This is a genomic window from Nonomuraea guangzhouensis (assembly GCF_019396345.1).
In the GTDB taxonomy this organism is placed as follows: Bacteria; Actinomycetota; Actinomycetes; order Streptosporangiales; family Streptosporangiaceae; genus Nonomuraea; species Nonomuraea guangzhouensis.
On record NZ_JAHKRM010000034.1, the window covers coordinates 21,372 to 33,998 of the forward strand.

Here is a 12,627-nt window from a genome sequence, read left to right on the forward strand (position 1 = left end):
TCCGGACTATGGAATCACGGTGCTCAGGAACTGCTGGCGGTCGAACAGGCGGGACACAGGCCCCAGTAGATGACCTCGGCCTCGTCGATCAAGAAGCCGTGGGCGTCGGACGCGGTCAGGCAGGGCACCTCGCCGACCGCGCAGTCGACGTCAGCGACGACACCGCACGACCGGCACACGACGTGGTGGTGGTTGTCCCCGACGCGTCCTTCGAACCGGGCCGGGCTGCCGGCCGGTTCGATGCGGCGTACGAGGCCCACTGCGGTGAGCGCGTTGAGGGCCTCGTACACGGCTTGCAGGGAGATGTGACCTACGCGATCGCGTACACCGGCGGCGATCGCCTCGACGTCGAGGTGGTCACCGTCACGGACGGTCTCGATCAGTGCGACGCGGGCGGCCGTCACCCGGAGGCCCGCACCGCGCAGCTCCTCGGCGGTGGTCGGAGTCCTGGATGCGGTCATAGCGCCAAACCTACCCACATAAACACGAAAGATACAAGATAACGAATTATGCAAGTCTAGCGACGCGTTGGCAACGTTTGTCCCGTTGCCGAGTTAGGTGCCGGCCGGGTGTTCCCCAAGATCCGCGCCCCGGTCCACCGCCTCGAACAGCGCCGCCGCCCGCCCGGCGGTGTCCGAGGCCCAGCGCCCCGTGCTGAGCAGTCCCAAGATCAGAATGCCGGTGCCGAGCCCGAGTACCAGCCACCACACGCCGTGCTCAGCGCGGATGTACGCCGTCCCGCCGCCGGCCAAGGCCGATCCCACGATCGCCCCGGAGATCGCGACGCTAGAATTTAGAGCGTGCTCGAAGTCAAGCCGCAAACGGCTCACTCCGACCCCCAGACCGGCCTGAGCATCGCCGAGGCCGCCCGCCGCACCGGGGTGAGCGTGCACACCCTGCGCTACTACGAACGCGCCGGCCTGGTCGTCACCACCGTCGACCGCACCGCCGGCGGCCGGCGCCGCTACCAGCAGCTGGACCTGGACTGGATCAAGGTCTGCACCAGGCTGCGGGCCACCGGCATGCCCATCAAGACCATCCGGCGCTACGCCCAGCTCGTCGCCGCCGGGCACGGCAACGAGCAGGAACGACTCGCCCTCATGGAGGCCCACCGCGCCGACGTGAGCGCCAAGCTCGCCGAGATACAGGAGAACCTCAAGCTCATCGACCACAAGATCGACGTCTACCGAGGCCGGCTCGCCGCCGGCGACGCCGACCGGCTATGGGCGCCCAACCGCGAGAACCACACGAGAAAGGCCACTCCCTGATCGGGTAGTGGCCTTTGACGTGTGTCGCCGAGCTGAGAGAACTATCCGCAGTGCTCGGAAGGGCTGGTGTAGGTGCTGCTGCCGACCGAGCCGCCCCACACGACGCACTGTCCGCCCGCGTCGCGCTTGACCGGCCCCGCGTAGTAGTCGAACTTGCCCGAGTCGGTCGCCTTGCTCTCGCCCTTCGGCTGCAGGAACGCCGACACCTGCGTCGCCGTGCCGAGGTTCGTCGTCTTCAGCGTGACGACGCAGTTGTTCTTGTTACCCGAGTTGTAGAGCAGGTAGGCGCGACCACCGGTGAGGGCGGCTTGGTCGATGACCGTGAACCCGGCGCCGCAGACGCTCTCCGGGGTGTTGGGGTTGGTGGGGCTGCCGCCGCCGCAGCCGTTGGTGCTCTTGAGGGCCTTCTTCGTGCCCAGGGACACGGTCGTGCCCTCCACGGTCGGGCTGGTGTCCATCGCGCCGCTGGAGGTGCGCTGTTCGTAGTGCAGGTGCGGAGCGTTCGATCCGCCCGTCGAGCCGACGGTCCCGATCACGGTGCCCTGGCTGACGGTCATGGAGCTGCCGGGCGACTTCACCTGGGTCGCGAGGTGCGCGTACCGGGTTCGGGAGCCGTCGCTGTGGCGGATCTCCACCCACCGGCCGTAGCTGGTGCTTCCCGCGTTGTAGAAGGTCGCGGTGCCCGCGGCGGTGGCGCGCACGGTCTCGCCGTTGATGGCGTCGCTGCCGTAGTTCTGCCAGTCGATGGAGCCCGACGGGTTGTGAGTGGGCGTCCAGTTGTTGGCGTAGAACGTCTTCCCGCAGTTGAACGGGCTCTTGTGTGACACGGCCAGTGCGCCGGCGGCCTGCGCTGAGGCGGCCTGGGGGACCAGCGCAACCGCGAAAGCGACCGCGAGGGCGGCGGTGATCGCGGATCTGACGGTCGGCCTGCTGGGTGCGGGCATGCTCACCTCTCTGAACAGGTGCGTATGGGGGGATACGGTTAGGCGCTCAGCTTCTTCAGATGACTCAGGGAGCAGACGGTAATCGAGGGCCCGCATAGCACCCGCATATCCCCCGCATATCGAGGGGAGCGCTTTGCAGGTGGCGCCTCGACTAAGCCAGGAGGAGCATATCTTTTGGCATGCCCAAAATCATAGATTTGGTCGTAGATTAAGGAGCGCCGATGAGACAATCAGTAAGCATTCCGCTACTGGACGATAGTTCACTAACGGCGACGATTGCACTACCGAAAGGGACCGCGCCCGCCACTGGATGGCCGGGAATGGTGGTTGTGCATGAAATCTACGGCGTCGAACCGGACATGCTTGATGTAATAGACCTATTCGCCGCACATGGCTACGCGGCCGTCTTGCCTGATTTGTACAGCCACGGCACCAGGATCGGCTGCCTGACCCGAGCCATGCACCAACTCGCGACCGGAAAGCCGGGGCGCCCGGCCGCCGACATCGACGCGACCCGGCAATGGCTGGCCGACCGCGAGGACGTCGACGGTGGACGGCTCGGGGTGATCGGATTCTGCATGGGCGGTGGATTCGCCCTCGCGTACGCGGCGAGCGAGCCGCCCGGCGTACGAGCCGTATCGGTGAACTACGGCGTGGTCCCCCGGCGCCAGGAAGAGCTGCGGTCGGTGTGCCCGGTCGTGGGCTCCTACGGCGGCCGCGACCAAGGCTTCCGGTCGCACGGCAGGCGGTTGCAGGAGCACATGCGGGCGCTCGGCATCGAGCACGACGTGGAGATCTATCCGGCTGCCGGGCATTCCTTCATGACCGACGGTCATCACCCGATCGCGAAACTCGCACTGTTCCCCTTGCGGCACGGCCTCGTCGGGCCGGCGGCGGACGACGCGTGGCAGCGCACCTTCGCTTTCCTCGACGAACACCTCGCGAACCACGAGTAGGCCGCGACCAGCCCCCTATCCGGACCCGGCGTGGATCAACCGGATGATCGCCTGGCTCATCCGGGCGTAGTCATGGTCGTTGACCAGATCGCCACGGAGGCTGAAGTCGCTCATCACCGTGATCCGGTCGGCGAGGGTGACGATCTCCGGCAGGTCCGACGAGATCAGCAGCAGGCCCAGCCCGGAGCCGGCCAGTTCGGCGATCAGCTCGTGGAAGGCCGCCTTGGTACGTACGTCGATGCCGACGGTCGGCTCGTCCACGATCAGGATCTCGCAGCGCGCGGCCAGCCACTTCGCCAGGCTCACCTTCTGCTGGTTGCCCCCGGAGAGCTGGCCGGCGAGCTGGCGTACCGAGGAGGCCCGGATGCCGAGCCGGTCGGCGTACTCCTCGGACAGACGCCGCTCCGCCCGGTCGGTCACGAGCCCGGCGCGGGCGAGACCGCGCCAGATGGTCACGCCGATGTTGCGGGTGATCGGCTGGTCGAGGAAGAGCCCTTCTTCCTTCCGGTTCTCCGTCACGTAACCGATCCGGTAGCGCCGCAGCGCCTCGCCGACGTCGCGAATGCGCACCGGCCGGCCCTGGACCTCTACCGTGCCCGACGTGATCCGGTCCAGCCCGAGCAGCGCCTTGGCCAGCTCGCTGCGGCCGGCGCCCACCAGGCCGTACAGGCCGAGGATCTCGCCGGGACGTACGGACAGGGAGATGTCGCGGTGGCCCCGCGCGGTGCTCACCTCGCGCAGGCGCAGCGCCGCCGGCGTCTCGGGGTCGACCTGCCGCTCGGGGAGGCGCACCGAGGCGTACGCCCGCCCGACCATCAGATCGACGATCCGGTCCTGCGTGTAGTCCGCCAGCGGCTCGGCCTCGGCGACGGTACGCCCGTCACGGAGCACGGTCACCGTGTCGGCGACGGCGAAGACCTCCTCCAGCTTGTGGCTGACCAGCACGACGGCGTGGCCGCTGTCGCGCAGCTTGCGGACGATCGCGTAGAGCCGGTCGGCCTCGTCGCCGGTGAGCGACGCGGTCGGCTCGTCGAGCAGCAGCACCTTGCTGTCGATGCTGAGCGCCTTGGCGATCTCGACGAGTTCGGCCTGCGCGACGGAGAGCCCGGAGACCGGGGTGTCCGGATCGAGGTCGAGGTCGAGCAGGTCCAGGCAGCGCCGGGCCTCGGCCCGCATCCGGGCGCGGTCGACCAGCCCGAAGCGCCGTGGCAGGTGGTGCAGCACGATGTTCTCGGCTATGGAGAACTGGGGGATCAGGTTGCGTTCCTGGTGCACCACGCCGATCCCGGCCCGCTGGGCGTCCAGCGGACCGGCCAGGCGCAACTCGGTGTCGCCGAGTAGCACCTGCCCGCCGTCCGGCTGGTACACCCCGGTCAAGATCTTGATCAGCGTGCTCTTGCCCGCGCCGTTCTCGCCGAGCAGCGCGTGCACGCTGCCGGCGGTCAGGCGCAGGGTGGCGCCGTCCAGCGCGCGTACCCCAGGGAATGTCTTGACCAGACCCTCGGCCGTGAGCATCACGACGACCTCCGCAACAGTCTCTGCCGGACGGTGCCGAGCAGCACCGCGCCAAGGACGACCGCGCCGACGATCAGGTCGATCCAGCGCGGGTTGATGCCGAACTGGGCCTGCATGACGTCCACCAGCCGGACCAGGAACGCCGCGAGACAGGTCCCGACGACGCTGACCACGCCGCCGGTGAGCGCGACCCCGCCGATGATCGGCGCCGCGAAGCTCGGCAGCAGCAGGTCGTCGCCGATGCTGGAGTTGACCGAGCCGGAGGCAGCCACTGTGATGATCGCGGCGACTCCGGCCAGCAGCCCGCTGAGCCCGTGCGCCACGATGATCGACCGATCGTTGGAGACCCCGGACAGCCGCGCGGCGAACGGACTCCCGCCGGTGGCGAGCAGTTGCCGGCCGGCGACCGTACGCGCGAAGAAGACGCCCACGAGCGCGGCCACCGCGAGCGCGACGAGGAAGACCACTGGCAGCCCGAGCACGGAGGCGCGGCCGATGTCCCGCAACCCGGGCGAATAGCCCTGGAACGTGTCGGGGCCGTTCACCCCGTACCGGAGTCCCTCGATGATGGTCATGGTGGCGAGCGTGACGATGAAGCCGTTGATCCGGGTGAAGACGACGAGCAGCCCGTTGACCAGGCCGGCAGCGCCGCCGACGGCGAGTGCGCCGAGTACGGCCATCGGCGCCGGCAGTCCGGCGTCGATCATCATCCAGGCCGCGACCATCGAGCAGAGCCCGGTGAGCGCGCCGACCGACAGGTTCATCTGGCCGATCGCCAGCACCACCATCTGGGACAGCCCGATGATGATCGGGACGGCCAGGAACCGGAAGAACGCGCCCAGCGTGCCGCTGGAGAGCATGCCGCCCCCGGTGGCGACGGACAGGGCCACGAAACCGGCCGCCGCCAGCAGCGCGAGGGTGAACTCCGGGCGGCCGGCGATCACGCTGGTACGGCTGGCGCTCATGCCCGCGCCCCCCTTCGCTCGGCGATCACGTGACGCACCCGGTCCAGCGAGAGGGCGACCAGCAGCACCAGCCCGATGTAGAGCTTGAGCTCGTCGAGCTGGAACTGCAGCAGGTTCAGTCCCTTGTAGATGACCTGGGTGAGCGTCGCGCCGAGGACCGTGCCGAGGATGCTGACCGCGCCGCCGGCGAGCAGCGTGCCACCGAGCACCGGCCCCAGGAACGACGGCAGGAGGAACTGGTCCCCGATACCGGCCGAGAACGCCCCGTTGTTCGCCGCGAGCAGGAACCCGGCCAGCCCCGCGAGCAGCCCGCTGAGCGCGTGCGCCTGCACGACACGGTTCTTCGTGGGAATGCCGGACAGCTCGGCGGCCTTCTCGTTCGAGCCCGTCATGAGGATCTCCCGGCCCAGCCGGGTGTACCGGAACAGCAACCCGACCGCGAGCGCCGCGACCAGCGCCAGTGGCACGATCAGCGGAACGCGCGGGCCGCACACCTCGCCCACGCAGTAGTCGGCGAACGTGTCGTTGCGCAGCACCGTCATGCCCGCCGGCTGACCGCTGAAGGCGACCCCGTCGGTGAACCTCGTGTAGAGGATCGTGATGAGCCCCACCAGGGCGAAGTCCATCGCGAGCGTGACCACGAACGAGTTGACGCCGGTACGCGAGATGATCAGGCCGGCCAGCGCGCCGAGCAGCGTACCGACGGCCAGCCCGATCACCAGGCCGACCGGCAACGGCACGCCGAGCCGGTCGTAGGCGAGCCCCATGGCGAACGCGCTCATCGCCGCCATGCGGCCGACGGCCACGTTCATGTGCCCGAGCGAGAGGACCGCGAGCTGGGCGAGCCCGACGACCGCGTACACGCTGATGTCCGACTGCAACGGCACCAGCGTGAGCCCGGTGTCCAGGAACGCCGGCCGTAACGTGGTGAAGAGCGCGACCAGGCCGATGAGCAGCACGACCAGGCCGAGGCGGGGATTGGCCCAGATCGGGATGCGCGGTCCGGCCGGCTTCGGAGGAGCCGCGGTCCGTGTGCTCACCGGACTCGCCGGTCGTCGATCGCGTCGCGGTCCCACTCGATGCCGAGCCCGGGGGTGGACGGAGCCAGCGCGTGCCCGTCCACGATCTCGATCTCGTGCCGGGTGATCGCCCGCAGTTGCGGGATGTGCTCCAGGTAGCCGCTGTTCGGCACCGCGCAGCAGAGGCTGACGTGCAGCTCCATGAGGAAGTGCGGGCAGACCGGGACGTTGTACGTCTCGGCCAGGTGCGCGACCTTCAGCCAGGGGGTGATGCCGCCGATGCGGGCCACGTCGACCTGGACGATGCCGGCCGCCCGCCGGTGCAGGTACTCGCGGAACTGGGCCACCGAATACAGCGACTCGCCGACGGCGACCGGGATCGAGCTCGCCGCGACCAGTGCCTCGTGCCCCGCGACGTCGTCACCGGGCAGCGGCTCCTCGAACCAGTACGGGTCCGCCGGTTCGAGGAGCCGGGCCCGCCGGACGGCCTCGGCAGCCGTGAGCGACTGGTTGGCGTCGAGCATCAGGTCGAAGTGGGGGCCGACGGCCGCGCGTACGGCGGCCAGCCGCTCGGCGTCCTGCACCGGCGAGCGGCCGATCTTCAGCTTCGCCCCGCGCCAGCCCGCGGCCTGACTCGCCTTCGCGCCGGTGATCAGCTCCTCGGTGCTCAGGTGCAGCCAGCCGCCCTCGGTGTCGTACAGCGGAATGCGATCCTTCGCGCCTCCCGCGAGCATCCACAGCGGCCGGCCGGCGTCGCGGCAGCGCCAGTCCCACAGCGCCGTGTCCACGGCGGCCAGGGCCAGCGAGGTGATCGCGCCGACCGTGGTGGCCCGCGTCGCGGCGAACAGATCCCGCCACACCGCCTCCACCCGGCCGGGGTCCGCGCCGACCAGCCGCGGCAGCAGGTAGTCGCGCAGCAGGGCGAGCACGGCGGTGCCGCCGGTGCCGATCGTGTACGAGTAGCCGGTCCCGGAGCCACCGTCATCGGTCTCGATCTCGACGAAGACGGTCTCCTGCTTGAGGAACGACTGGACTGCGTCGGTGCGTACCGTCTCGACCTCCAGATCGACAAGGTACGCCTCGACGTGACTGATCGCGGGCAACGAAGCTCCTAGTTCTTGCAGGTCAGATACTGGCTGTCGAAGGCCTTGCGCAGATCTTCGGTCTTGGCCTGCCGTTCGGCGTCGTAGCTGTCGACATTGGCCTTGGTGACGACGAAGGAGCCGGAGTCGACGGCCACTCCCGGCTTGCTCATCGTGCAGCCGCCGGCCAGCTTCATCAGCGCGTACGAGCCGACGGACGCCTGGCCGACCGGGTTCTGCAGCACCGTGCCGGCGACGGAGCCGTCCTTGATGCCGGCCAGGATGGTCTGGTCGTCGTCGATCGCGATCACCTTGATCGGCAGCTTGGCCTGCTTGACGCCGTCGGCGGAGGCGACCGCCGGGTTGTACGCCGTGTTGACGATGCCCTGCGTCTGGGTGCCCTTGGCGGCGAGCAGGTCGGCGACGGCCTTCTGCGCGCTCTGCAGGTCCTTGTCGACGTCGGTCACCGTCTGCAGGAGCTCGACCTTGCCACCGGTCTCGTCGACTGCCTTCTGCACGCCGGCGATGCGGCGCTGGGTGTTGGAGTCGACCTTGTTGCCGGTCAGGTGCACCAGGTTGCCCTTGCCGCCCATGGCCTCGATCGCGGCCTGGGCGGCCTTGTACGCGGCCTGCTGGACATCGGTGGACAGGCAGAAGCCGGCCTTGTCGACGTCCCCGGCCGGGCAGGAGCCGAGGGAGGCGGTCGGGTAGCCCTGGCGCGTGAGGTCCTCGAACGTGGCGTTGATGTTCTCCGGGGAGACCCCGAAGACGCCGAAGGCGTTGTAGCCCTGGGCGGCGAGCGACTTGAGTACGTCGTTCTGCTTGGTCTGATCCCAGTCGGAGGTCTCGTTGAACGTGACGTCGCCCAGCCCGAGGTCGGTCTTCACCTTGGCGCCCGTCGCCTTCCAGGGCTGGAAGTAGGGGTGCGCGCCGCCCGGGACCAGGGCGATCTTGACCTGGTCGGGCTTCCGGGCCGTCGCGCCCGCGCCGGTCGCCGCGTCGTCGCTCTTCCTCGTGCAACCGGCCATGGTGCCGACGGCGAGTGCCAGGAGGGCAGCCACTCCGCCGAGCCTGGTCAATGGTCTTTGCGTCATGACCGCGCCTCTCGGACATCATCGATCCTATAGGATATTTCATGGATGTATAGCGACAGGTGATTGGCCCCGTCAAGGGCGTATCTGGGGTCGTTTGAGGGCCCGGAATCGTACATCGTGCGTGATAAGCTGCAGCGGAGTGGATGACGTCCAGCGGCGTGGGGAGCAGTGATGGCCAGAGATCGAGCCGGTGGCGCGGCCGGCAGCTCGGCGGAGTCGATGATCGCCCCGCTGCCCAGCCGCCAGTCCCTGACCGACGACGTCTACGAGGCGATCAAGACCCTGATCATGGATCACGTCATCGCCCCGCAAGCCCGGCTGAGCATCGACCAGCTGGCCCGCGACCTGCGCGTTTCGTCGACGCCGATCCGCGAGGCCCTGATCCGCCTGGAGTCGGAGGGCCTGGCCAGGAAGGAGGCGCTGCGCGGCTACACCACCACGCCGGTCCTGACGCCTGATGAGGTCAAGGAGCTGTTCGAGTTCCGTACCGTCATCGAGCCCTGGGCCGCGGCCCGAGCCGCCCAGCGACGCGACGCCGCGAGTCTCGCCCGCCTCCAGGCCGAGGTGGACTCCGTCGACACGCTTCCGACCGGCGACACCTACCAGGCCTACCGCGAACTGGCCGGCCACGACGAGCGCTTCCACCGGCAGATCGCCGAACTGTCCGGCAACGACCAACTCCTGCAGGCGTTCGTCCGGACACACTGCCACCTGCACCTGTTCCGCCAGCGCTACAGCACCCGACTCGGCTCCGCCACCATCGCCGAGCACCAGGACATCGCCGCCGCCATCGCGGCCGGCGACGCCGAGCTCGCCCGGGCAGCGATGCTCACCCACCTGCGACGAGCCCAGCAGCGCCTCACCTAGCAGGTGGTCGCTAGAGGTCAACGGCCCTTAACGGCACCTTCAGACCCTGGATATTCACCGAGGACACCACCGGCCTCCTTGACTTCATCAAGGACGCGTTCGACGCCGAAGAGCTCGGCCGGGTCCATGTGGACGGCCGCGCGATCCACCACGCCGAGGCCATGACCTACCTCCAGTCCACCCTTGGCCCAGCCCTGCCCGCGCCTCAATAGCAGCCGTGCGACAGTTGCGCTTGCTTCGTTTATTGCGGATACTGCGAATGAGGGGGGTGTAATCAGTGGCAGACATCCAGGCAAAGCGTGTCGAGCCCGGAACCATCGACGCAGAGGTAGCCAGCCGGGCGGTCCGCCGAATCAAGGACTATCTCATGAGGCATCCCGAGCAGACCGCTATCCCCGTCGCAGGGGAGCATGGCGGAGAGGATGCGTTGATCTTGCCTCGTCAGGCCGTGAGCCTGCTCGTCTTCGTCCTTGCCCAGGCAGCGGAGGGGCGAGGGGTAACTGTCATACCGTCGAACGCTGAGTTGACCACCCAGCAGGCGGCGGACATGCTGAACGTCTCGCGTCCTTACCTGATCAAGCTTCTGGAGTCGGGGGAGATCCCCTTCCGGCTGGTAGGCAAGCACCGACGCGTTACCTACGAGGCCCTCCAAGACTTCAAGCGTCACGATGACGCCAGGCGCCGGACCGCCGCCGACGAACTCGGCGCACTGGGCCAAGAACTGGGCATTTGACCATGGCCTTCGTGGTGATCTATGACGCCAATGCACTCTATGGCAACACGCTGCGCGACTTGCTCATCCGCCTCGCCATGACGGGTCGCGTGCAGGCCAAATGGACCAATGAGATTCTCGGCGAGGTGCAGCGTAATCTTGCAGTAAACCGGCCGGACATCACGCAAGAGAAGCTGAACAAGCTTTGCAACCTCACGAACTCGGCGGTCCGGGACTGCCTGGTCGAGGGTTATGAACCGCTGGTTGAGGGCTTGAAGCTCCCTGATCCCGGTGATCGACATGTGCTGGCCGCCGCGCTACGCGCTGGTTAGAGCACGCCGCTCAGCCGAAGGTACGGTCGTAGGGTTCGTAGAGATCACCGTCCACATGGCGGTCCATGTCCTCGAGATACTTCCGGTCGTCCAGTCGCGGCATGCTGCGGGATGCGGCGGCGAACTCGGCCCGCGAAACGGTCCGGCGCCGACGGCGAAGAGGGAGCAGGTCGCCTTGCGAGATCTCGTGGGAGTGGTCGGGCTCAGAAGCGTCCACCCCTTGAATCTATAACGGTGCCACCACGTGCGCTGGCTGTGTCAGCTGTGTGGATGTGGTGCAAATAGCGTGAAGCTATCGATCAAGATGTGGTGTGGCCGCTCGCTCCGCCAGCACACTGCACGTCATGGCGTTCTCCGCGGCGAAGGCTCCTCGTTGGTGGAGGGTGCCGGCCCTCATGGCATTTGCCGGCTGGCTGTTCCTGGCCGCCACCTACTACCTGTTCATCCCGATCTTTCACGAGATTTGGCTGTACATCTGGTTGCTGATCGGGTTCGGGTGGCTGTGGGCGGGCCTGTGGACCTTCACCGCCGTGATCGCGTACATCTCCATCACGTCGTACGGCCGAGCTTTCGCCGGGTTGGTTCTCGCGGTTGTCATCGGCACCTTTCTGTGGCGCACCGACTGGCCCATCGCCAGCGTGAAGAGCATGATCTGGCTTCGTCAAGGGGCCTTCGCCGACGTTGCCGCCGCCTATGAGAGGGGTCAGCCTGTCGCGGTGCCCGCGTGGATGAGGTCTCTGGCCGTAGACGGAGAGGTGCAAGCCCAAGAGAACGGGCTCTACTTCCAGGTGTTCGTGGATTGGCGGGCTGAAAGTGGCGTCGGGTTCGCGTACATACCGGGCACGGCGGATTCTCGAAGGCTGCTCCAGACGGCGGCCGGCGATCTCGGTGCCCCGACTCGGGATCTCGGTAACGGCTGGTGGTGGATCGAGTAAGGCTCGGACGCCGCGCAAGGTAGCGTCGGGGTCATGCGGCTTCATGTGGGATGCGCGATGTGGACGCACGTGCCATGGCAGGGGCGTTTTCTGCCTCGTCCGCTTCCGCCCACCGAACGCCTGCGTGCCTATGCGAGCTGGTGTAACGCGGTCGAGGGCAATACGACGTTCTACGCGACACCGGCCAGGAGCACCGTGGAGTCGTGGGCTCGGCAGACCGCGCCCGACTTCCGGTTCGTGGTCAAGCTGCCCAAGTCGATCACGCACGAGCGTCGCCTTACCGCTATTGATGAGGAGCTCCGGTCGTTCCTGGAGGCGATCGAGCCGCTCGAATCGCGAGCTCACGCGCTCTGGGTCCAATTGCCGGGGTCGTTCGGACCGACCGAGCTCGGCACCCTGGCGGGCTTTCTCCGGCAGCTTCCCCGCTCCTACAGGTACGCCGTCGAAGTTCGGCACCGCGCGTTCTTCGATGACGCACGATCCGTACGGCTGCTCGAAAGCGTTCTCGCCCGCGCTGAGGCCGAATGGGTCCCGTTCGACACCACCACCCTCTTCCAGAGCCCGCCGACCAGCGACGCCGAACGAGACGCGTGGACGAAGAAGCCGCGCGTGCCCCGCCGGTCGGCCGCTCTCACTGACCGTCCGATCGTTCGCTACCTCGGCAGGGACGACACCGCTCGTACGGTCGAGGGCTGGCAGGAATGGATCGGCACGGTCGTCGAATGGCTGCGCGAAGGGCGTTCGCCGACCGTGTTCGTGCATACCCCGGACAACGCCGACGCCCTCATGCTCGCCCGGCGGTTCCACGATGAGGTGCGGAGCCGGCTGCCCGAGCTCGAGCCGCTGCCCGAGCCCCTGCCGAACGAGCCACTGACCCTCTTCTGACGGGCTACTACTATGTCCGGCACCAAGGGCGCTTATGAGCCGGGTGTCGGGGA

The 12,627-nt window shown here is 67.9% G+C and carries 16 protein-coding genes; 7 read left to right on the forward strand and 9 right to left on the reverse strand.

Annotated elements, in window-relative coordinates; translation table 11 throughout:
- Positions 1–23 precede the first annotated feature (23 nt).
- Both KME78_RS49485 and KME78_RS49490 read right to left on the reverse strand, forming a co-directional pair.
- A complete protein-coding gene (locus KME78_RS49485; protein WP_219536967.1) occupies positions 24–461 on the reverse strand; it encodes a Fur family transcriptional regulator in 438 nt (145 codons plus the stop codon).
- 93 nt (positions 462–554) lie between these two features.
- On the reverse strand, positions 555–764 hold the full coding sequence (locus KME78_RS49490) for a hypothetical protein (RefSeq protein WP_219536968.1): 210 nt from the start codon (positions 762–764) through the stop codon (positions 555–557).
- Between the two features lie 36 nt (positions 765–800).
- Here KME78_RS49490 and KME78_RS49495 point away from each other — a divergent pair, with 36 nt between their 5' ends.
- The gene (locus tag KME78_RS49495) at positions 801–1,268 is read left to right on the forward strand and encodes a MerR family transcriptional regulator (protein WP_308127421.1); all 468 of its coding nucleotides are present in this window, start codon (positions 801–803) and stop codon (positions 1,266–1,268) included.
- Positions 1,269–1,309: 41 nt separating this feature from the next.
- Here the strand turns inward: KME78_RS49495 and KME78_RS49500 are convergent, their stop codons facing one another.
- Positions 1,310–2,212 carry a M23 family metallopeptidase gene (locus KME78_RS49500; protein ID WP_219536969.1) on the reverse strand — a complete coding sequence of 301 codons (903 nt, stop codon included), beginning with the start codon at positions 2,210–2,212 and terminating at the stop codon, positions 1,310–1,312.
- 221 nt (positions 2,213–2,433) lie between these two features.
- On the opposite strand from KME78_RS49500, the gene KME78_RS49505 reads away from it, so the two are divergent.
- Positions 2,434–3,168, forward strand: coding sequence for a dienelactone hydrolase family protein (locus KME78_RS49505; protein WP_219536970.1), 735 nt, complete (start codon positions 2,434–2,436; stop codon positions 3,166–3,168).
- Between the two features lie 15 nt (positions 3,169–3,183).
- On the opposite strand, the gene KME78_RS49510 is transcribed toward KME78_RS49505, so the two are convergent.
- The 5 genes from KME78_RS49510 to KME78_RS49530 are packed head-to-tail and all read right to left on the reverse strand — an operon-like array spanning position 3,184 to position 8,843.
- Complete coding sequence (locus KME78_RS49510; protein WP_246653791.1) at positions 3,184–4,683, reverse strand: sugar ABC transporter ATP-binding protein; 1,500 nt, start codon at positions 4,681–4,683, stop codon at positions 3,184–3,186.
- Positions 4,683–5,648: an ABC transporter permease gene (locus KME78_RS49515; protein WP_219536972.1), complete on the reverse strand. Its 966-nt coding sequence runs from the start codon at positions 5,646–5,648 to the stop codon at positions 4,683–4,685. The genes KME78_RS49510 and KME78_RS49515 overlap by 1 nt, the downstream gene beginning before the upstream one ends.
- Positions 5,645–6,688 (reverse strand): ABC transporter permease, encoded by a 1,044-nt coding sequence (locus tag KME78_RS49520; RefSeq protein ID WP_219536973.1) that lies wholly within the window; start codon positions 6,686–6,688, stop codon positions 5,645–5,647. The genes KME78_RS49515 and KME78_RS49520 overlap by 4 nt, the downstream gene beginning before the upstream one ends.
- Positions 6,685–7,770 carry a mandelate racemase/muconate lactonizing enzyme family protein gene (locus KME78_RS49525; RefSeq protein WP_219536974.1) on the reverse strand — a complete coding sequence of 362 codons (1,086 nt, stop codon included), beginning with the start codon at positions 7,768–7,770 and terminating at the stop codon, positions 6,685–6,687. Before KME78_RS49525 ends, KME78_RS49520 begins: the two co-directional genes overlap by 4 nt.
- Before the next feature lie 8 nt (positions 7,771–7,778).
- The gene (locus KME78_RS49530) at positions 7,779–8,843 is read right to left on the reverse strand and encodes a sugar ABC transporter substrate-binding protein (RefSeq protein ID WP_219536975.1); all 1,065 of its coding nucleotides are present in this window, start codon (positions 8,841–8,843) and stop codon (positions 7,779–7,781) included.
- 171 nt (positions 8,844–9,014) lie between these two features.
- On the opposite strand from KME78_RS49530, the gene KME78_RS49535 reads away from it, so the two are divergent.
- From KME78_RS49535 to KME78_RS49545, 3 genes are all read left to right on the forward strand, one after another.
- Positions 9,015–9,710 carry a GntR family transcriptional regulator gene (locus KME78_RS49535; RefSeq protein ID WP_219536976.1) on the forward strand — a complete coding sequence of 232 codons (696 nt, stop codon included), beginning with the start codon at positions 9,015–9,017 and terminating at the stop codon, positions 9,708–9,710.
- A gap of 277 nt (positions 9,711–9,987) precedes the next feature.
- Entirely contained in the window at positions 9,988–10,443 is a 456-nt protein-coding gene (locus KME78_RS49540; protein WP_308127422.1) for an excisionase family DNA-binding protein, read from the forward strand.
- Between the two features lie 11 nt (positions 10,444–10,454).
- Positions 10,455–10,754 carry a PIN domain-containing protein gene (locus KME78_RS49545; protein WP_308127423.1) on the forward strand — a complete coding sequence of 100 codons (300 nt, stop codon included), beginning with the start codon at positions 10,455–10,457 and terminating at the stop codon, positions 10,752–10,754.
- Between the two features lie 10 nt (positions 10,755–10,764).
- Here the strand turns inward: KME78_RS49545 and KME78_RS49550 are convergent, their stop codons facing one another.
- Complete coding sequence (locus tag KME78_RS49550; RefSeq protein ID WP_219536978.1) at positions 10,765–10,971, reverse strand: prevent-host-death protein; 207 nt, start codon at positions 10,969–10,971, stop codon at positions 10,765–10,767.
- A 127-nt stretch (positions 10,972–11,098) separates the two neighbouring features.
- Between KME78_RS49550 and KME78_RS49555 the strand changes: the two genes are divergently transcribed.
- Together KME78_RS49555 and KME78_RS49560 are read left to right on the forward strand one after the other, a co-directional pair.
- Positions 11,099–11,689 carry a hypothetical protein gene (locus KME78_RS49555; RefSeq protein ID WP_219536979.1) on the forward strand — a complete coding sequence of 197 codons (591 nt, stop codon included), beginning with the start codon at positions 11,099–11,101 and terminating at the stop codon, positions 11,687–11,689.
- Positions 11,690–11,722: 33 nt separating this feature from the next.
- Positions 11,723–12,574 (forward strand): DUF72 domain-containing protein, encoded by an 852-nt coding sequence (locus tag KME78_RS49560; protein ID WP_246653747.1) that lies wholly within the window; start codon positions 11,723–11,725, stop codon positions 12,572–12,574.
- Positions 12,575–12,627: the final 53 nt, after the last annotated feature.

Excerpts from the sequence above, each read along its gene's own strand:
- KME78_RS49505 (WP_219536970.1), top strand. The coding sequence starts at position 2,434 with ATGAGACAATCAGTAAGCATTCCGCTACTGGACGATAGTTCACTAACG.
- KME78_RS49485 (WP_219536967.1), bottom strand. The coding sequence starts at position 461 with ATGACCGCATCCAGGACTCCGACCACCGCCGAGGAGCTGCGCGGTGCG.
- KME78_RS49510 (WP_246653791.1), bottom strand. The coding sequence starts at position 4,683 with ATGCTCACGGCCGAGGGTCTGGTCAAGACATTCCCTGGGGTACGCGCG.
- KME78_RS49560 (WP_246653747.1), top strand. The coding sequence starts at position 11,723 with ATGCGGCTTCATGTGGGATGCGCGATGTGGACGCACGTGCCATGGCAG.
- KME78_RS49500 (WP_219536969.1), bottom strand. The coding sequence starts at position 2,212 with ATGCCCGCACCCAGCAGGCCGACCGTCAGATCCGCGATCACCGCCGCC.
- KME78_RS49555 (WP_219536979.1), top strand. The coding sequence starts at position 11,099 with ATGGCGTTCTCCGCGGCGAAGGCTCCTCGTTGGTGGAGGGTGCCGGCC.
- KME78_RS49515 (WP_219536972.1), bottom strand. The coding sequence starts at position 5,648 with ATGAGCGCCAGCCGTACCAGCGTGATCGCCGGCCGCCCGGAGTTCACC.
- KME78_RS49535 (WP_219536976.1), top strand. The coding sequence starts at position 9,015 with ATGGCCAGAGATCGAGCCGGTGGCGCGGCCGGCAGCTCGGCGGAGTCG.
- KME78_RS49530 (WP_219536975.1), bottom strand. The coding sequence starts at position 8,843 with ATGACGCAAAGACCATTGACCAGGCTCGGCGGAGTGGCTGCCCTCCTG.